The sequence below is a fragment of the Bacillus sp. SKDU12 genome (assembly GCF_010093085.1).
GTDB lineage: Bacteria > Bacillota > Bacilli > Bacillales > Bacillaceae > Bacillus > Bacillus mexicanus.
This window is the reverse complement of sequence record NZ_MSRC01000007.1, coordinates 226,837-244,273: the sequence shown is the minus strand read 5'-3', so window position 1 is coordinate 244,273 and position 17,437 is coordinate 226,837. Positions and strand designations below refer to the sequence as shown.

Here is a 17,437-nt window from a genome sequence, read left to right as displayed (position 1 = left end):
ATATTTTATTCCCAAAAAGCAACTTCTGCTGACAGAAAACAATGTTTTAACTAAAGGCACCTTATTGATTTCGCTATTTTTTCAATAAAAAAGCAGGCATGATTGATCATCATGCCTGCTTCATTCCATCTTACAATATAATGAAACACCCTACAGTTTCCACTTTTTTCGAGTGTTTTTATTCTTGTGCTCCTGCAGCATATCTCCTGTCCAGCCCTTTTTCCTCAAATAGAGGTAGATCAGAATAGTAGAAATAATAATCAATATGAGAGAATAGAGATACCCGTATTTCAAATCCAGCTCAGGCATTACTGAAAAGTTCATTCCCCAGAGGGCACCGAGTGCTGTCATCGGTGTAAAAAGCGTTGTGAAGATGGTCAGCGCTTTTACAATCTCATTTCCTCTGTGAGAGGTAATTACTTCTTCTGAATGCAGCAGCGTGTTAAGCTCTCCTTCAAATTCATTGATGTATGTAAACCCTCTGTCAATTTTCAGATGTATCCGCTGATAATCTTTCCCTTCGTTTTGAGGCAAAAAGGTTTCTTTCAACGCCATTTCAATTTTCTTGACATTTAGGATTAATTTTTTCCAAACCATCAGATCATGACGCAGAAGATGGACGCGGTTCAAAATACTTTTACTATTGTCATCTTTGATTTGCCATCTGAGTTTTCTCAGATTCACCTCAAATTCATCAATACCAATTAGGTACGCATTCATTAATTCACCGAGAAGAACCAAAAATCCCTCTATGGCATCGCCTGTCCTTTCCATTTGTTGGATGACTTCTCTTCCCTTAATCCCTTTCAAAATTGAAAAATCAAAGTTAATGGTAAAAAAATAGTCCCTCGTGATATAAAAATGAAAAACGGTATGGTCTTGTTCCTGATCAAGTCCCTGATCATATACGATCGAGCCAAATACCGCTTCATTATCTGCCTCAGTCGTGTCTACGCGTAAAAAATTAATATGCTGATTATTTTCAAACCACTTTTCACATTGAGGCCAATGAGAAAAATGGATTAGATCTCTTGCCTGATCTCTTTCCTGCGGTCCCATTTGGTACCAGAACCAATCCTTTCCCGTATGTACTTTCATGTTAAGCTCCTCCACATTTTTGTTCTTTTATTCTTTAATTGCCCAAGAACAGCTTCATTAAACCAGTTAGACGCCGCAAATTTATGTTTTGCGAGTATTTTCCGGTGGTATGGAATGTAGAAAGACAGAAAGACATCGGAAAAGGGAGGTGCATGCCTTCCTTGGAGAAGGCAGTTATTTTGGAATTTATTAATTTATTAGCAGTCGCTATTCTCATTTTATTAACAGGATTTTTTGTTGCCGTAGAATTTTCAATCGTAAAGGTGCGGCGATCCAGAATTGATCAGCTTGTCGCAAAAGGGAAGAAAGGTGCTAAAGCGGCAAAGCATGTCATCACTCATCTTGATGAGTATTTATCAGCCTGCCAGCTGGGTATCACAGTTGCGGCTTTGGGCCTAGGCTGGCTTGGAGAACCAACTGTACAAACTCTGCTTCGGCCGCTTTTTCATAAAGCAGGCTTAAATGAATCGCTTACCCATCTTCTTTCACTTGTTATCGCCTTTTTATTGGTGACGTATTTCAATGTCGTCATCGGAGAGCTGGCGCCGAAGAGTTTCGCCATTCAAAAAGCAGAGAGCATTACATTGATGCTCGCCAAACCGCTTATTTGGTTTTACAAGATTATGTTTCCATTCATTTGGCTGCTGAACCACTCTGCCCGGTTGATTACAGGGGCATTTGGACTAAAACCTGCATCAGAGCATGAGCTGGCGTATACGGAGGAAGAGCTGCGGGTCCTTTTGGCTGAAAGCTATAAAAGCGGTGAAATCAGAAAAAGCGAATTAAAATACATGAATAATATCTTCACCTTTGATAAACGAATGGCAAAAGAAATTATGGTGCCGCGAAATGAAATGGTCAGTTTGTCACTTGATGAAGAATCCATTTCAAGTCTGCAGGAAACAGTGAAGCAAACGAAGTACACACGATATCCCATTGTCAGAGAGGATAAAGATAATGTCATTGGCGTAATCAATATGAAAGAAGTATTATTTGCAATGCTGTCGAAAGATTTTTCACTTCAAAAGCAGCAAATTGAACCTTTCATTCAGCCTGTTATCCACGTGATTGAGACAATTCCGATTTATAAATTGCTGCCGAAAATGCAAAAGGAACGCACTCATATGGCAATCCTCATTGATGAATATGGCGGGACATCCGGTTTGGTTACTGTCGAAGATATTGTCGAGGAAATTGTAGGAGAAATCCGCGATGAATTTGATACAGATGAAGTACCCCCTATCCGGGAGCTTGGAAAAGATCACTTTTTATTAAATGCAAAGTTATTAATCAGCGATGTAAACAGCCTGCTTGGAATTGCTTTACCAGACGAGGAAGTGGACACTTTAGGCGGCTGGTTTCTGACACAAAATATAGATGCGGAACCTGAAAGTGTCATTGAATATGGCGGCTACTCGTTCAAGGTAAAAGACATCGACAGCCATCACATTTTATTTATAGAGGTAAAAAAAGCTGAATAGCCCTTCGAAGGCTGTTCAGCTTTTTTATTTCATAGCATCAATACTCTTCTATCTTAAATCCTTTATTAGCCAGAGCTTTAACAAGATTTCGCTCCGTTTTCACATTTGAAAAATCCAGTCCAAGCTTCACCACAGTTTGAGCAATTTCTGGTCTGATTCCTGAAATAATCGTCTCAATTCCGAGCAGTCTGGTGCTGTCAATCACTTTAAATATTTGATAAGCCACCATTGTATCAACGATGGGAACACCCGAAATATCTAAAAATAAATATGAGAGCTTTAGCGCTGAACACTGGTGCAGCACAGACTCCAAAATGGTCCTTGCTCTGTACGTATCAATTTCACCGACAAGCGGCAGAATCCCTATCCCGTCAGAAATCGGCATAATAGGCGCGCTCAATTCATTAATCATTTCCTTTTGCGCGTTTAATTGGATCATGGTGACTTGGTGATATTCTTCTGTAAACACTTCGATGATTTCATCAATGGTTTGATTCAAAATCTTGCTCCATTCACACATGTCCTGAATGCTGATTTCTTGAGAAGAGGCTTCGCTGAATTTCTGCAGCCATTCAAACATGATGTGCCTGAAGGCGTTAAACTGGCCGACACTTTCTGTTACAGTAACTTCATGAACGGCACGGTCTCTGGCGCATTGAAGAGACCATCGGTTGAGCTCATCCTTTACGTTTTCTGCATTTCTCAGGGATTTTGCCACGATGGTCACTAATGATTCATGCTGGTCTTTTAGCTTTTGTTCTAATCTTTGCTGATCTTTAACGGAATGCCAGCTTCCTTTTGACGTGCAGGTTTTCAGCCATTGTTCCAAAATGTCTTCTTTGTGCTCTGTTACGTGCTGATCAAGAGCTATCATCTTAATGAGCTACCTCCTGTTTTTTTAAAAAATATATCCCACATGTATAACGCCTCTGCCTCTACACATACTATGTTTATATTCAATGGGCTATAGCCAAGCGGTAAGGCAATGGACTTTGACTCCGTGATCGTTGGTTCGAATCCAGCTAGCCCAGTTTCTGAACAGGTGAAAAACCGAAGATAAGCTGATTCGGATAAATCAGCGGATCTTCGGTTTTTCATCATGCAGATTGATGAACCGTTTTCTTCTTTGATAGTTTCAACAGTTCTCCCGGATTATAACCAATCACCAGTTTTTTATTGTCTACAATAATCGGACGTCTCAAAAGCTTAGGCTTTTCAACTAAAAGTTCCAGCACCTCATTTACCGTCATCTCTTCAATGTTTAAGTTCAAATTTTTGAACGTCTGGCTTCTTGTCGCTAAGATTTCGTCAATACCTTCTGTCGTTAGAGATAAAATGTATTTTAATTCTTCTACTGTCGGGGTTTCTCTGAATAAATGCCGTTCATTAAAATTAATTTGATGTGCTTTAAGCCAATGTTTTGTTTTCCGGCATGACGTGCAGCTTGGATATGAGTAAAAAATGATTTGTTCCATTTGTTTATTTCCTCCTCAGTTAACCATCTCTTTGTAGAATAACTACCCGGATCATTTTTTATTTAAACCATTTATAAAAGTTTTTTTGAATTATTTTTAAAAAATCATTCATATAATAGAAATATAAATTCCATTTGTATATAAGTAATGAAAATGTTTACATTTTTAGATGCGATCTATTATAATAACAATCAGAGGGACTCTCGGGAGGGGATAAAAATGAATCGCATGTTCCGGGTGTTAGGATTTTGGACAGGAATTTTTGCAGTCATGTTTTATTTGGGTGATATGAAAGATGCTTCCCTTTTATTTTTTGGACAGACGATTTTATTTGTATTCCTATCGTATTTGAACTTAACTGAACGCATGTATATTTATATTTTTGGCGCCTATTTAACGATTTTCTTCGCCGGCTTTACATATTACTCGATTTTTATTATGGTGCCCGGCGGCGGAGGCCATTAAATGCAAAAAGAGACAAACCGATAAGGTTTGTCTCTTTTTTATAGTGAAAAGCCATTTAAAAATGGATTTTGATCCTGCTCGGTCTGCACGTCTGTTTCAGCGCCATGCCCGCTTAACACCAGCGTGTGCTCCGGCAGTGTAAGCAGTTTTTCATGAATTGACCTCAGCAATGTCTCTTGATCGCCGCCTATTAAATCCGTACGCCCTATACCGCCTTGAAATAAGACATCTCCAGAGATCACCAAGTCTGCATCCTTCACATAGTAAGAAACACTGCCTGGCGAATGCCCCGGTGTAAATAATGTTTCCAAATGAAACGGCCCGATATTCAGCTCACCGTCGCCTTCAATCAGATGATCTGCAGGTTTAGCTGTGACTTCTATCCCCCGAAGTATACCGGAGCCATTTAAAGAGGCATCTGTAAGCCAATTCTTTTCATTTTGATGCAGATAAACAGGGATATCCCATTTCCCCCTCACTTCATCAAGTGCTCCTATATGGTCAAAATGGGCATGGGTAAGCAAAATGGCTAAAGGTGTCAGCCCTTTTTCTTTTATGTATTGATTGATTTTATTTCCTTCGCCGCCTGGATCAAAGATCAGGCATTGATCATCATTGATAAGAAAATATGCGTTCGCTTGAATCGGTCCTACTGGCATTCGTCTCCATTTCACTTGTATCACCTCTTTCTTTTTATGCTCCTATTATGAAGGTTTTTGAAAAAAGATTCAATCAATCTCAATGAAAACGCTATCGACAAACCTTTAAAAAGCAGGTAAAATGAAACTGGAAAGAATTGCAGGTTTTTCAATGTAAAGGGGGCTGCTTCATGTTACTTGTCGTGATTTTCGGCCTTGTCGCTCTTTTCGCTTTATGGGGAGTCTTGCGTTCTGTGAAAAATAGAAATATACTTGGATTTTTATTGGCTGGAGGCACCTTATTTGTCTTTGGCTGGTTTACCGTGATGACCGTGATAAACAGCGGATATCCAACCGCGCATTAAAACCTGTATCCGATGGATACAGGTTTATTTTTATTGCTGTAAATGTTTAGTGACACTTTCTATTTTGCTTTCTAGCGTCGTTTTTTTGTCACGCCTGTCATCAATGCGGATGTTTGTCGCCACTCTGTGCAGCCCTTTTTGAAACGGTGCTTCATGTATTGCCTGAATGACGGTGAAAAGGTCACTAAGTTCTCCCTCGATCAGTGTACTCATCGGTGTCAGCTGATATTTGATTTTCCCTTCAGCTTTATATCCTTCTAAAATCTTTTGCACATCGGCAACGTAAGCACTTACACTGGGTGTTTCCGTACCGATTGGGATAATGGTTACATCTGCGATCGCCATCGTTATTCCATCTCCTTTTGATTAATAATCAGTTGCTTCGTTTCATGCGATTTTAATAAAATAATCCGCTCAAAATGAAAGCCGTATAACGCATATTTCCCGTTCGGAGATATTTGAAGCGGCTCCATATGAGGCAGAGAGAAAAGATCTTTTGTCTTTCCCGATGCCACATCGACAGCTGCGAGCTTATATGCATCGCCGCTTTCTTTAAACGTATAAAACAGGCCTTTTGCTTCATCATAGTCATACTCCATCGGAGCCAAGCTTGTATATTTCATTTGAAGCGGCAATTCTGCTGTTACTGGCGATTTTGTTTGCGGTGTTTTAAAATGATATGTCCCTTTTTGCCCGGCGGCCGATTTGACAATAAAACGCATGTGCTGGAAAGAATCAAAGAAAAGCACGTCATCTTCGAGCTTCTGTTCTGCTTTGGAGGCTGTATCGTATGCATATATAGGACCTGACTTGTCGTCTCTTCCCTCTTTTATATAATCAAATGTGTTTTTAGATGTCCAATGAATAAATGGAACCTGTACCGGGCTTAAGGAAGACTCATCTTTTTTAGCATTCACCTGATATGTATGGAAATCCCAGTTTTCAGAGAACACCGTGACCATTATTTGATAAGGGTCATATTGATTCCAAGCCGCCTCCAGCTCATATGTTTCGTAATCTTTTTTGTAGAGCATCTTTCCATCGGCATTAAGCAAAACCACTGCTGTCTTTTGGCTGTGTGTGATTTGCAGCAAAATCATCTGCTTTTCTGGATTGATTTGAACATCAACAATTTGACCATCTGTTTGATAGAGCTTTTTCGCTTTGCCAGTGAAGATGCAATATGCAAAAAGCTCCGTTTTTGTCGGATCAGACGCGGTATATAAAATAGTGCTATTATTAAGCCATCCTTCTGCTCCATCCGCTTTTTCTGCGGAAAGCGGTATGATGTCTTTTTCTTCATCTTTTGCCTCCGCTGCCTGTTGCTGCTGCTGATGAGATGGTTCGCATGCCGACAAACTAAACAGCAACGCTGACAGCAGAATGAAACAAACTGATCTCATCAGCCTTCCCTCCTCCGATCATTTTTATTGTCTCATATTTACTTCGGCAGAAAAAAGGAAAAGTTTCAGTTACTCATGAAAAAATAATGCCCTCCACAAAATGCCGTTTGTGGCATTATAGATATGTGAAAACTGCTGAAACGGCAAAGGATTTTGGCCTTTTCCAAGTTCCACCGTAAATCCTTCTTTGAAATAATGGTGAATAAACCAATCGCGAAACCCTGCATAGCTATCTATATCCCTTACTCCTTTATAAATGTTTCCGCTTAACCTTTCAAAATCCTTTATGACAGCAGCAGATTCTTCAGGCTCAAGGCCTTTATAGCCCCAATAAATTTCTTCCCCTTGCGTATGGAGAGCCAGCAGTCTGTCTGGCGGATTCTCCGTTATGAGCTGGCACATTGCAATAGATTCCGGCTCCGTAAGCGGTGAGTTTCCCGGAAAATCGCGATAGTTGGGCATTGTTGGTTTGCGGTATTTTTCAATCTCCCACAGTGATGGAAATTGTTTATTTAAATCAACTCCGTTTATATTCGCTTTCCATTCATTAAAATCCGAGCGATGGTCATTAATCCTTTCGAGCTCATCTTTCTTGACGCCCATGCCGTCTGGTCCGTTTAAAACGAGATCAACACCATCGGGATTCACGAGAGGAACAAGAGACAAGGACGTGCTGCTGAACAGCTTCATAGGAGAAAATCCGAAAAAAGATGTGTTGCAGCATAATGACATACAGTATTCCTTAAACCATTTCAGCAGGACAGATGTTGTGATCCACTCATTCGCATGAAAGGAGGCGTTCATGTGAACCTTTTTTGCCGCATGTTCCATGCCAGTCTTAAGCTCCCAAATGGGCCTGCCAAGTACAGAACGACCGATTTCCCGGCATGAGACAAACGGAAACACATCAATGATCTTCTTTATTTCCTTTTCAACAGCTGCACTATCATAGAATTTTTCCTCCACTACCCATTTATCAGATAAGTCCAACTGCCGAGGCCGTAAAAAGCTCTTTATATCCTGAATCGTTTGAAACTCCCTATCACCATGTTCTTCTACCACATAACCAGGACAATATAATTGTTGTTTCAGCGCTGAGCGGTTTGCACTTCTAAGCAATTCCTCATCTATCTCCAGCTCTCTCGCCACTGCGGCCAAATTGTGCTTGATTTCAGGTTTCACCGTGATAAACGCCATCATCATCCCCCTTTTTTGTTACTATATGACAGCGTGTTAAAAAAAAGAAAGCCTCCCGCTTACTTTGATGCGGGAGACATTGTGATTACGATGCCTGATCAAACATTTGTTTTTCTTTTCGTTTTGACGGATTGTCCAGCCTTTTCTGATCATAAAACCGCAGTAAATCCCCATAAATAATTTCATCAGAAAGTGAAAGCTCTTGTTTCGCTTTATCAGCAAATGCTTCACATTGTTTTGCCTCTTTCAGCGGCTTTCCGGTCTCTTTGTCATAACAAATACCATCTGTATAAACGACCTGATCCGTAATAAAGCTTCCGTCTCTTAGCACCGTAAAATCCAGTTTTTCATCTGAAAGCAGGTCGTTTCCGAATTGAATGTGATCTTTCGTATCAATGCCTAAAAGGTTCATCAGCGTCGGCCTGATATCAACCTGGCCGCCTACTGTTTCAATGGTTTGCGGCTTTTTATCAGTCATACCGGGAATATGAATAACAAGAGGCACTTTTTGGAGCTGTACATTCTCAAATGGTGTAATCTCTTTCCCTAAGAACTGCCCCATTGCTTCATGGTGGTTTTCCGATATGCCATAATGGTCACCGTATATTACGATCACTGAGTTGTCGTATAGCCCGTCTTCTTTCAGCTTTTCGATAAACCGTTTCAGCGCCTCATCCTGATAGCGAACAGTGGGAAAATATTTGTTTAGCGTCTGGCTACTTGAATCATATTGATCAATCAATTGATCTTCTTCATTAAGATCGAACGGGAAGTGGTTCGTTAAAGTGATCAGCCTCGCGTAAAACGGGTGAGGCAAATTTTTCATCAGCTCTGAAGACTGTAAAAAAAATTCTTTATCCTTCAGTCCCCAGCCGACTGAATTTTTCTCAGTTACGTTATAGGAGTTAATATCAATAAACGAATCATATCCAAACGAGTCGTACATTAAGTCACGATTCCAAAAGCTTTTATTATTAGCATGAAGCACAGCTGAATAATAACCGCTGTTCTTCAAAATCTCAGGTGCTGCCATATATTGATTGCCCGCATTTGTAAAAAACACGGCACCTCGTCCAAGCGGATACAGTGAATTGTCCACGAGAAACTCTGAATCAGATGTTTTCCCTTGGCCAGTTTGATGATAAACATTATTAAAATTGTAGCTCTTTTTTATAAACTCATTTAGAAAAGGCGTGATTTCTTCTCCATTTACCTTTTCATTGAGCACAAAGCTTTGTGTCGATTCTAAAGATACGAGAATGACGTTTCTTCCTCTTGCAGCGCCGAACAAGCTTTTGTTGCCATCTTTCGCATTAGCGGTTACATAGTTTTCAATTTCCGTCAGGCTGTTGCTGTCAGCCAAGGCCCTTTGTGCGGATTGCTTTGACTGAAGAACGCCGTCGTAAATATGAAAATTAAACAGGCTGATGTTTTTAACAAGCATTTCCCTGTCAAATGAGCGTGTCAATAGCTGAGGTCTTTCCGCTTCAGACAGGCCTAAATTGAAGAAATAAACAGAAGCAACAAACAAAAAGTATGCCGCCCGTTCATTTTTCGTGGCAGGGATGTCTGATTGAAACGTTTTTTGCCGGGTGTAAAGCCATATTAAAATCACAATATCTACAGCCAATAGGAGGTCTGTCGGCTCAAGAAGTGTTCCGATGCTGCTTCCGAGATCACCCATATTGCTCGTTTGAAAAAGGACAGGGATCGTTAAGAAATCATTGTAAAAACGGTAAAATACCATATTTGCCAATAATACAAACGTGACAAGACAGCTCATCGCGATCATGTAGCGATCTCTGTTTTTTCCTTTTAAAAACAAGCTGAAGCCAAAGATGAGCAGCAAAAAACTTAGTGGGTTGATAAACAAAATAAATTCCTGCGCCAGATTGTCGATTTTAATGTGAAAACTGGTTTTGTAAACAGCATACGTTTTCAGCCACATCAATAAAATGGCAATCAGCATAAATGAAATCTTCGAAAAAAATGTTTTTCGCATTTCAACCTCCTATGCGGCACGCTCTTAAAAAAATCAGTCTATTTCCAACATTTTCATTACCCATCAAATGAAATCTTAACCTGAGCACAACAAAAAATCAATTTCATTTACAGATTTTTAACAATTTTGGTGTTTCAGCCATTCGTTTTTAGCGATCCAAGCGCCTCCGATAACGCCAGCATCATTTCCAAGTGATGCGATTGAAATATCAGCCGCCTCAGCTGCTCGCGGAAACGCATATTCCCGGAATGTTTTCTCGATTTTTGATCTCAGCAGTTCTCCGGCTCTTGATACGCCTCCGCCAATAACGATTTTTGAAGGATTAAGCGTGCTTGCCAAATTCCCCAGCACCAAACCAAGGTGCTTAGCCACATAATCAACTACCTCAAGGGCCATTTCGTCTTTTTCAGCCGCTGCTTCAAATACATCCCTTGATGACAACTGTTCAGTAGCTTTTAAACATGTCGTCTGCTTAGCTTTTGCTATTTTCTCTTTTGCAATTCTCACAATTCCGGTTGCCGATGCAATCGTTTCGATACAGCCCGTTTTGCCGCAGTTGCAAGGCGCCCCGCCTTCAGGAATGCTGCAAATATGACCGATTTCCCCGCCGGCGCCGTTTATGCCGTGGGCAATTTCACCATTTACAATGATGCCGCCGCCAACTCCTGTGCCAAGCGTTACGAGTATGACGTCTTTCGCTCCGTCACCCGCTCCCTTCCACATTTCTCCGAGTGCCGCAATATTCGCGTCATTTTCTATAACAGCTGGGATGCCTGTTTCTGTCTCCAGATGGTTTTTTAACGCATAGTTTTCCCATCCTAGATTTACCGTTTCATAAACGATTCCGGCCGCCATATCTACAGGTCCCGGTGCGCCCATTCCGATGTATTTGATGAGACTTTTCGGCTTTTGGAGCTCATCAAGCTTGCTGTCGATTGTTTTTGCAATCGTAACGGTAATCGTTTCTCCAGTTTTATCAGTCGGGACTTCCCATTTATGCTGAATTTCACCATATTGATTAATAAAAGCGAGTTTAATCGTCGTTCCTCCCAGATCAATTCCCACAAACCATACTTCGTCCATTTTTTATCACCTTAACCTTTACATCAATCTATTCCGTTTTTTTTGTTTGTTCCAATTCTTTTCGAAGGACAGCTGCCGCTTTGGCCCACTGCTCCTTCTCAATCATGCGATTCATGTATAATTCCTTTAGTTCCTCTAGCATAAACTCAATCTCAAGCTCTCTGTCTCCAAAGTAAACAATGTGGCCAAATGTTTTTAACAGCTGCTGCACATCATAAAATGTATTCATTTTCCTCACCATTCTTGATATTAACTATCATAAGCGTATTCATAAAGGAGCGGCCAGTCAAGAAGAATACGCTGACAAAAAGCCAGCCTCCCCCATGGGCATTTCGATTTATGATCCTCTATTTGTTTTCAATTTGCTGCTGCAGCTTTTTGTAGCGCTGCTCCTTCGGCTTTAAGTTTACAGCCAATTTGATCGCCTTTTCAGCTTGACCAAGCTCATTTTTTTCAGTATACAGCAAGGCTAAATAATAATATGAGACGTGGTCTTTCGGGTCTTTTTTCACTGTTCTTTCCAAAAGAGAAACCGCTTGGTCATATTCGCCGATTTGAATATCTGAAACAGCAAGAATTCTCAACAGATTGACTGAAGCACCTTTTTGCTCCGCTTCTCCGTTCAGCAATTCCGTTACTTCTTCATACTTTCCTTCCTTATACAGCTCGTTTGCCTGCTGTATCAGCGCTGACTCCTGATGGGAAGGTGAATGCAATCCGTAATATAAAAACCCGGCCGCCAAAGCTAGCAGCAAAACGGCTGACAACACTCTTTTACTTACGGCTCTTGCTTTGGGCAACCCCAACGCAGCAGCTGCGAAAAAGCCGCCAATCAAGCCGCCAATATGTCCTGAATTGTCAATATTCGAAACCGCAAAACCAAAGCCCAAGTTGATAATAATAATGACAATAATATTGGTTCCAATGGTTCTTAAAAACATTTTTCGATTTGACAAAGCGACATACAGCAATGCGCCTAAGCATCCGAATATGGCTCCTGACGCGCCTGCTGAAGGATACGGGCTGAACACAAAGCTTGCAATCGAACCCGCTATGCCAGCCGACAGATAAATCAGAAGAAACCTGCCCGAGCCGTACATGCGCTCAACCGCCGATCCGACCGACCATAAGGCCAGCGTGTTAAACGCTAAATGCGCAATGCCAATGTGGAGCACAATCGGCGTCAGCAGCCGCCACCATTCTCCTGCTGCGATGAGGCTGTTTTCCTTTGCGCCAAAAGCGACAAGCACCTCCGTGTTTGTACTGCCTCCGTTTCGTTCAAGCACGAAAAACATCAAAATTTGAAGCGCGATGAATAAGTATGTAAAGATCGGTTTTCCGTTTTGAAAAACAGCTGCTTCCTTTTTTCTCTGTTCTTCCTGCTTCAGTACGAGCGCAAGAAAATGATCTCTTGCCATTTGCGCGTCTTCAAACGAATTACGGGCTTCTGTGCATTCGTTTGCAGGAAATGATGGGAAAATAGCTTGAAGATCATCACAAAGCATCGTTCCCCTCACGATCGCCGGTTTAACTGCCACGGTTCCATTCTCAAAAGGCTTTTCGGCAACCTCTTCCCAGTCATCAACAGGGGCTTCTGCTGAAAAAAATACATTCAGCAGCTTCATCTTGCGTCTGCCAAGTTGCTTTCTGACTTGTTCTACTCGCTCAGCCTGCTCTTCGATATCTCTGGCCATTTCTTGACGGAAATCAAGGTCATGCTTATAAAGACGAATCAGATCATGAGAAGACTTCCCAGGCGCTTCAAGCCATATTTCACCTGATTCGCCAGCTTGTATGATGCCATACCCGCTTTTCACTAGGTGCGCCGCAATTTTCCAATATGTATAGTCCAGCAAATACATGTTTACCGCTCCAATGGTTTTATTTCATTATAACAGCTGGCGGCTCTGAACGCCTACTGAAAGCAAAAAATCCCGTTTTTCACGGGATTTTAGAAAGCTTGCTGTATAAACTTATTACGAATAAATGGAATTCTTAAAAAAAGATGGATAAAAGACCGCCTGATTCCCGGCTGGCTGAGTATAGTATTCATAAGCCGGTAACGATTTTGATAAAACATGACGGCAGAAACAGCGAAAATGGCATAAATCATTAGTTTTTTCATGACATCCCTCCTGCCAATAGGGTTTGTCATTCTCTCTTATTTATTCTTGAATATAAAGCAGGAAAGTTACGAAAAACAAGAAATGACCTGGTCCTCAGTTATCAGCTTATTTACCGGGATGTCATGCGGCAGACGGGGAACACAGGCAAACAGCTGACACTCCAAAAGCAGTGAGGCTGTTTCCCCTTTATAATCGCTTAAATAACGGTCATAATATCCGCCGCCAAAGCCAATCCTAAATCCGTCAGTATCGAAGCAAACACCCGGAACGATGATCAAGTCAATTTGTGATGATTTCACTTCTTTTGTTTTTTCGATCACAGGCTCAAGAAGGCCAGCGTAAACAATTTCGAGCTGATCATCGCTCTGAAAGGTACGGAATTGCATATGTTTTGTGCCTGGGTCGCATTTAGGAATGCAAACTTGTTTCCCTTCTTTCCAAGCCTGCTCAATAATGGGACGCGTCGGTATTTCTACTCCTCTGGAAACGGTGACTCCAATGGTGCTGGCATTTTGCCACTCAGGCAAGGAAAACAAATCCTTGTATATTCGTGCGGTTTTTTGAAGAAGCTCTTCACTTGATACAGCAGATAGAGCTTCTATGGTCTTTTTTCTTAATTGTGATTTCATCCCTTATCCCCCTCGGAACAGCAAAAAGCCAGAACCTTTTTCAAAGCTCTGGCTTTTTTCTCACACCTCAAACAGCTAGGCTGTTATTTTGTTTCACGGTGTAACGTAGATTTTTTATCACGTGGGCAATATTTTTTAAATTCAACGCGGTCTGGATTGTTGCGTTTGTTCTTTTTAGAAATATAGTTACGCTCACCACATTCAGTGCAAGCCAAAGTAATATTAACGCGCATTATTTTCCCTCCAAACTAAAATCATTTACTTATTCAGACTTATACATAATACCACTATAATGGACGGAATGCTAGGCTGTTTTTTAATGATTTGCTGAATTATTGAGGATTCTCCCATAAACCTGCAAATATGATTCCGTAATGAGCCGGTAATGGCGAAGATTGATGCCTTGTTGTCTGCCGGCTTCTTTTACCCAGCGGCGTTTTTCCGGTCTTAAAAAACCTGTCCAAAGATCAATTACTTTCTGTGCACGCATAACATCAACGGACATTGCCATTTTATCATAAACAGCATATCCAAAAAAGCCATTCGACTGAGAAACGGCAATCAGCATACCTCGGTCCATGCTTTCTTGCACAGCAGCGGCAAACCTGAGAAAGACATTCATGACATGTGCAATTTTATTGTCTATAGTATCACTAACTGCCTTTTCAATCGTGCATTCTTTGCTCGGATCTTTTGTTAAAAATGCACAATTTTTTTACCATCGGTTGTGGTTTTTTGAAAAGTATTGCCTCCCGGTGTGAGCGTTTAAACGATTATGTCAAATGTGTCCCTAAAAAAGAAAGCTTATGTCGTATATTATAGGGAAATGAGTGTTTATTCATGGACTTCTAACATTCTCCTTTCCTATCATTCACTCAAAATCATTACATAGAGAGGAAGCAAAGAAAGATTTCTCGACAAAATCTCGTTTTTTTCGGGAATGCCTTTAGAATCCATTGGTTTTATGGTATAAAAAAGAAGGATAAAAAAAGAATAGAAGGTGATGAAACGTGGAAATTGCTATTATTGCGTTGTTTATTGTCAGTATAGCGCTAATTGCATTCTCATATTCTCAAAGAGACCCAATGAAAGATGTAGAACAGGAGCTCGAAACCCTGCAGCTTTCTGCCATGCAGGAAATTTACAAACTCAAAAAGAAAATGGCAGTGCTTGAGGAAGAATTACTGGAAACAAACCTTGTCATCCGCAAATCAAAGCATAGCGATATCAATCAAAAGATCGCTAAACAAATACTTTCTAAATATAATAACGGCATGTCCGCTGAAGCCATCGCTAAAGCTGAGCATGTATCAGTAGAAGACGTGAATACGATTATCAAAGATAACGAGAAGGTGCTCGTATGACAAAACGGGGCATTCAAGCATTTGCTGGCGGTATCATTTTAGCGACAGCCGTTCTTGCAGCTGTTTTCTATCTGACAGACGAAGATCAGGCCGTGGCTGTAAAAGAAAATAAAACAGTAACCGAACAAGATGTGAACAATTACCTTGATTCTAAAAAAATGGTTTCTGTGAACCGTGATGAATATCAAAAGCTTCTCGATTCAAAAGAGAAATCGTTGAGCGATGACAGCAGCTCAAATGAGAAAAAAGACAAAGTAAAAACGTACAAGCTCAAAATTAAAGACGGCATGAGCACTGCGGATGTATCTGATATTCTTGAAAAAGAAGGCATCATAAACTCGGCTCAAGACTTTAATGATTATGTCATTGATGCCGGCTATCACAAAGAAATCCGCGCCGGTGAGTTTAAAGTGAAATCAGATATGAGTTTCAAAAAGATCGTAAAAACGTTAACGCGATAAAAAACAGGCTGACAGTCAGCCTGTTTTTTTCATCCGAATTTTCCTGAAATATAATCGAGTGTTCTTTGATCCCGCGGGTTAGAGAACATTTTATTGGTATTGTCGCATTCAACAAGCTCGCCCATGTAGAAAAAGGCGGTTTGATCAGAGACCCTCGCTGCCTGCTGCATGTTATGCGTGACGATGACAATGGTATATTTATGTTTCAGCTCAAGAATGAGCTCTTCAATTTTCCTTGTTGAGATTGGGTCAAGTGCAGATGTCGGTTCATCCATCAGCAAAATATCAGGATTTGTCGCAAGCGCTCTGGCGATACAAAGACGCTGCTGCTGGCCGCCTGATAACGAAAAGGCCGATGAATGCAAACGATCCTTCACCTCATCCCATAACGCCACATCTTTTAATGACTTTTCCACAATCTCTTGAAGCTTCTTTTTATTTTTGGTGCCGTGGACTCTCGGACCGTAAGCAACATTATCAAAGATAGATTGTGGAAACGGATTCCCTTTTTGAAATACCATGCCGATATTTTTTCGCAAATCAACGATATCCACTTTATTCTTTAAAATGTTGCTGCCATTATAGCTCAGCTCACCCGTGAGCTTTACATTCGGCGTCATTTGAATCATCATATTCAAGGTTTTGAGGAAGGTTGATTTCCCGCATCCAGATGGCCCGATGATCGCCGTTACTTCATTCTCATGAATGCTCAAGTTGATATTTTTTAAAGCATGATGCTGTCCATACCATAAGTTCATTCCATTGACTTGATAGACTTCGTGTTTCCTTACAGTTTCGGTAGCTACACTCATTGCCGCCCTCCTATCCGAATTTCCCGTTAATATAATCTTCGGTCTTTTGCTGCTTCGGACTTGTAAAAATTTGTTCTGTCTGCCCGTATTCTACAAGCTCGCCATCTAAAAAGAATGCTGTCCTGTCGGAAACACGCAGTGCCTGCTGCATATTGTGCGTGACAATAATAATCGAGTATTCACTTTTCAATTCTGTCAATAATTCTTCTATTTTTGCATTTGAAATCGGATCAAGCGCTGAAGCTGGTTCATCCAGCAGAAGAACAGCCGGCTTCAGCGCAAGCGTTCTTGCAATGCATAAACGCTGCTGCTGGCCGCCTGATAAAGAGAGGGCAGACGAATGCAAGCGACCCTTCACCTCATCCCAGAGCGCTGCTTTTCTTAAGCTTTCTTCCACAATCTCATCTAAAACGGCTTTATTCCGCTCTCCCGCATATTTTAAAGCATGTGTGATATTCGCATAAATTGATTTTGGAAATGGGTTCGGCTTTTGGAACACCATCCCGATTTCTTTTCTTAAGCTGACCACGTTAATATTGCGGCCCAGTATATTTAGTCCTTCGTAAAGAATCTCACCCTCCGCTCTTGCAGAAGGAATGGAGTCATTCATTCGGTTAATATTTCTCAAAAAAGTCGACTTCCCGCAGCCTGAGGGCCCAATCAAAGCAGTCACCGCATTTTTTTCAATATCCATATTCACGCGGTGAACCGCTTGTTTATTTCCGTAAAAAATAGACAAGTTTTTCACTTCGAGCACGTGGCGCTGCTTCGGAATGAAAACAGCACGCTCAGGCTTTTCTTTTACCATTTGTTCAGTCATGTTTTTCGCCTCTTCCCG

22 protein-coding genes and 1 tRNA gene are annotated in these 17,437 nt (G+C 41.0%); 6 read left to right on the top strand and 17 right to left on the bottom strand.

The features are described from left to right. Positions 1–150: 150 nt before the first annotated feature. Positions 151–1,098: a magnesium transporter CorA family protein gene (locus BTW01_RS07720; protein WP_162102424.1), complete on the bottom strand. Its 948-nt coding sequence runs from the start codon at positions 1,096–1,098 to the stop codon at positions 151–153. Between the two features lie 152 nt (positions 1,099–1,250). On the opposite strand from BTW01_RS07720, the gene BTW01_RS07715 reads away from it, so the two are divergent. After that, entirely contained in the window at positions 1,251–2,579 is a 1,329-nt protein-coding gene (locus BTW01_RS07715; RefSeq protein WP_162102809.1) for a hemolysin family protein, read from the top strand. Positions 2,580–2,616: 37 nt separating this feature from the next. On the opposite strand, the gene BTW01_RS07710 is transcribed toward BTW01_RS07715, so the two are convergent. Next, complete coding sequence (locus tag BTW01_RS07710; protein ID WP_162102423.1) at positions 2,617–3,453, bottom strand: STAS domain-containing protein; 837 nt, start codon at positions 3,451–3,453, stop codon at positions 2,617–2,619. A gap of 86 nt (positions 3,454–3,539) precedes the next feature. On the opposite strand from BTW01_RS07710, the gene BTW01_RS07705 reads away from it, so the two are divergent. Continuing rightward, a tRNA-Gln gene (locus tag BTW01_RS07705) sits at positions 3,540–3,610 on the top strand. A gap of 66 nt (positions 3,611–3,676) precedes the next feature. Here BTW01_RS07705 and mgsR read toward each other — a convergent pair. Further along, positions 3,677–4,054 carry a transcriptional regulator MgsR gene (gene mgsR / locus BTW01_RS07700; RefSeq protein ID WP_162102422.1) on the bottom strand — a complete coding sequence of 126 codons (378 nt, stop codon included), beginning with the start codon at positions 4,052–4,054 and terminating at the stop codon, positions 3,677–3,679. A gap of 219 nt (positions 4,055–4,273) precedes the next feature. Between mgsR and BTW01_RS07695 the strand changes: the two genes are divergently transcribed. After that, entirely contained in the window at positions 4,274–4,519 is a 246-nt protein-coding gene (locus BTW01_RS07695; protein ID WP_003226300.1) for a DUF2626 domain-containing protein, read from the top strand. A gap of 38 nt (positions 4,520–4,557) precedes the next feature. Here BTW01_RS07695 and BTW01_RS07690 read toward each other — a convergent pair whose 3' ends face one another. Beyond that, positions 4,558–5,193 (bottom strand): MBL fold metallo-hydrolase, encoded by a 636-nt coding sequence (locus BTW01_RS07690; protein ID WP_162102421.1) that lies wholly within the window; start codon positions 5,191–5,193, stop codon positions 4,558–4,560. 155 nt (positions 5,194–5,348) lie between these two features. Between BTW01_RS07690 and BTW01_RS07685 the strand changes: the two genes are divergently transcribed. Next, positions 5,349–5,522, top strand: coding sequence for a DUF2759 domain-containing protein (locus tag BTW01_RS07685; protein WP_162102420.1), 174 nt, complete (start codon positions 5,349–5,351; stop codon positions 5,520–5,522). Positions 5,523–5,552: 30 nt separating this feature from the next. On the opposite strand, the gene BTW01_RS07680 is transcribed toward BTW01_RS07685, so the two are convergent. The 11 genes from BTW01_RS07680 to BTW01_RS07630 all read right to left on the bottom strand — a co-directional run bounded on the left by BTW01_RS07680 (position 5,553) and on the right by BTW01_RS07630 (position 14,554). Next, positions 5,553–5,867 (bottom strand): MTH1187 family thiamine-binding protein, encoded by a 315-nt coding sequence (locus BTW01_RS07680; protein ID WP_162102419.1) that lies wholly within the window; start codon positions 5,865–5,867, stop codon positions 5,553–5,555. A gap of 2 nt (positions 5,868–5,869) precedes the next feature. Continuing rightward, entirely contained in the window at positions 5,870–6,925 is a 1,056-nt protein-coding gene (locus tag BTW01_RS07675; protein WP_162102418.1) for a hypothetical protein, read from the bottom strand. A gap of 69 nt (positions 6,926–6,994) precedes the next feature. Continuing rightward, a complete protein-coding gene (locus BTW01_RS07670; RefSeq protein WP_162102808.1) occupies positions 6,995–8,125 on the bottom strand; it encodes a M14 family metallopeptidase in 1,131 nt (376 codons plus the stop codon). Positions 8,126–8,207: 82 nt separating this feature from the next. Beyond that, a complete protein-coding gene (locus tag BTW01_RS07665; RefSeq protein ID WP_162102417.1) occupies positions 8,208–10,124 on the bottom strand; it encodes an LTA synthase family protein in 1,917 nt (638 codons plus the stop codon). A gap of 117 nt (positions 10,125–10,241) precedes the next feature. Then, a complete protein-coding gene (gene glcK, locus BTW01_RS07660) occupies positions 10,242–11,207 on the bottom strand; it encodes a glucose kinase GlcK (protein ID WP_162102416.1) in 966 nt (321 codons plus the stop codon). Positions 11,208–11,235: 28 nt separating this feature from the next. After that, entirely contained in the window at positions 11,236–11,436 is a 201-nt protein-coding gene (locus tag BTW01_RS07655; protein WP_162102415.1) for a YqgQ family protein, read from the bottom strand. Between the two features lie 118 nt (positions 11,437–11,554). Next, on the bottom strand, positions 11,555–13,069 hold the full coding sequence (gene yqgP / locus BTW01_RS07650) for a rhomboid protease YqgP (RefSeq protein WP_162102414.1): 1,515 nt from the start codon (positions 13,067–13,069) through the stop codon (positions 11,555–11,557). Between the two features lie 89 nt (positions 13,070–13,158). After that, the gene (locus tag BTW01_RS07645) at positions 13,159–13,332 is read right to left on the bottom strand and encodes a hypothetical protein (RefSeq protein ID WP_162102413.1); all 174 of its coding nucleotides are present in this window, start codon (positions 13,330–13,332) and stop codon (positions 13,159–13,161) included. Between the two features lie 66 nt (positions 13,333–13,398). Next, positions 13,399–13,962 (bottom strand): 5-formyltetrahydrofolate cyclo-ligase, encoded by a 564-nt coding sequence (locus tag BTW01_RS07640; RefSeq protein ID WP_162102412.1) that lies wholly within the window; start codon positions 13,960–13,962, stop codon positions 13,399–13,401. A gap of 83 nt (positions 13,963–14,045) precedes the next feature. Beyond that, positions 14,046–14,195, bottom strand: coding sequence for a 50S ribosomal protein L33 (gene rpmG / locus BTW01_RS07635; RefSeq protein ID WP_003153056.1), 150 nt, complete (start codon positions 14,193–14,195; stop codon positions 14,046–14,048). Between the two features lie 83 nt (positions 14,196–14,278). After that, positions 14,279–14,554, bottom strand: coding sequence for a hypothetical protein (locus BTW01_RS07630; RefSeq protein WP_162102411.1), 276 nt, complete (start codon positions 14,552–14,554; stop codon positions 14,279–14,281). Positions 14,555–14,972: 418 nt separating this feature from the next. Here BTW01_RS07630 and BTW01_RS07625 point away from each other — a divergent pair, with 418 nt between their 5' ends. Both BTW01_RS07625 and BTW01_RS07620 read left to right on the top strand, forming a co-directional pair. Beyond that, complete coding sequence (locus BTW01_RS07625; RefSeq protein ID WP_162102410.1) at positions 14,973–15,326, top strand: hypothetical protein; 354 nt, start codon at positions 14,973–14,975, stop codon at positions 15,324–15,326. Then, positions 15,323–15,787, top strand: a complete 465-nt coding sequence (locus BTW01_RS07620) for an endolytic transglycosylase MltG (protein WP_162102409.1) — start codon at positions 15,323–15,325, stop codon at positions 15,785–15,787. The genes BTW01_RS07625 and BTW01_RS07620 overlap by 4 nt, the downstream gene beginning before the upstream one ends. A gap of 29 nt (positions 15,788–15,816) precedes the next feature. Here BTW01_RS07620 and pstB (BTW01_RS07615) read toward each other — a convergent pair whose 3' ends face one another. Together pstB (BTW01_RS07615) and pstB (BTW01_RS07610) are read right to left on the bottom strand one after the other, a co-directional pair. After that, positions 15,817–16,599 (bottom strand): phosphate ABC transporter ATP-binding protein PstB, encoded by a 783-nt coding sequence (gene pstB / locus BTW01_RS07615; RefSeq protein WP_162102408.1) that lies wholly within the window; start codon positions 16,597–16,599, stop codon positions 15,817–15,819. A gap of 10 nt (positions 16,600–16,609) precedes the next feature. Further along, positions 16,610–17,419: a phosphate ABC transporter ATP-binding protein PstB gene (pstB, locus tag BTW01_RS07610; RefSeq protein WP_162102407.1), complete on the bottom strand. Its 810-nt coding sequence runs from the start codon at positions 17,417–17,419 to the stop codon at positions 16,610–16,612. Positions 17,420–17,437: the final 18 nt, after the last annotated feature.

Coding starts and splice junctions, on each gene's coding strand:
- pstB (WP_162102408.1), bottom strand. CDS start 16,599: ATGAGTGTAGCTACCGAAACTGTAAGGAAACACGAAGTCTATCAAGTC.
- BTW01_RS07665 (WP_162102417.1), bottom strand. CDS start 10,124: ATGCGAAAAACATTTTTTTCGAAGATTTCATTTATGCTGATTGCCATT.
- BTW01_RS07695 (WP_003226300.1), top strand. CDS start 4,274: ATGAATCGCATGTTCCGGGTGTTAGGATTTTGGACAGGAATTTTTGCA.
- BTW01_RS07655 (WP_162102415.1), bottom strand. CDS start 11,436: ATGAATACATTTTATGATGTGCAGCAGCTGTTAAAAACATTTGGCCAC.
- yqgP (WP_162102414.1), bottom strand. CDS start 13,069: ATGTATTTGCTGGACTATACATATTGGAAAATTGCGGCGCACCTAGTG.
- BTW01_RS07620 (WP_162102409.1), top strand. CDS start 15,323: ATGACAAAACGGGGCATTCAAGCATTTGCTGGCGGTATCATTTTAGCG.
- BTW01_RS07680 (WP_162102419.1), bottom strand. CDS start 5,867: ATGGCGATCGCAGATGTAACCATTATCCCAATCGGTACGGAAACACCC.
- BTW01_RS07685 (WP_162102420.1), top strand. CDS start 5,349: ATGTTACTTGTCGTGATTTTCGGCCTTGTCGCTCTTTTCGCTTTATGG.
- BTW01_RS07715 (WP_162102809.1), top strand. CDS start 1,251: ATGCCTTCCTTGGAGAAGGCAGTTATTTTGGAATTTATTAATTTATTA.
- BTW01_RS07640 (WP_162102412.1), bottom strand. CDS start 13,962: ATGAAATCACAATTAAGAAAAAAGACCATAGAAGCTCTATCTGCTGTA.
- rpmG (WP_003153056.1), bottom strand. CDS start 14,195: ATGCGCGTTAATATTACTTTGGCTTGCACTGAATGTGGTGAGCGTAAC.
- BTW01_RS07720 (WP_162102424.1), bottom strand. CDS start 1,098: ATGAAAGTACATACGGGAAAGGATTGGTTCTGGTACCAAATGGGACCG.
- glcK (WP_162102416.1), bottom strand. CDS start 11,207: ATGGACGAAGTATGGTTTGTGGGAATTGATCTGGGAGGAACGACGATT.
- pstB (WP_162102407.1), bottom strand. CDS start 17,419: ATGACTGAACAAATGGTAAAAGAAAAGCCTGAGCGTGCTGTTTTCATT.
- BTW01_RS07675 (WP_162102418.1), bottom strand. CDS start 6,925: ATGAGATCAGTTTGTTTCATTCTGCTGTCAGCGTTGCTGTTTAGTTTG.
- mgsR (WP_162102422.1), bottom strand. CDS start 4,054: ATGGAACAAATCATTTTTTACTCATATCCAAGCTGCACGTCATGCCGG.
- BTW01_RS07645 (WP_162102413.1), bottom strand. CDS start 13,332: ATGAAAAAACTAATGATTTATGCCATTTTCGCTGTTTCTGCCGTCATG.
- BTW01_RS07710 (WP_162102423.1), bottom strand. CDS start 3,453: ATGATAGCTCTTGATCAGCACGTAACAGAGCACAAAGAAGACATTTTG.
- BTW01_RS07670 (WP_162102808.1), bottom strand. CDS start 8,125: ATGATGGCGTTTATCACGGTGAAACCTGAAATCAAGCACAATTTGGCC.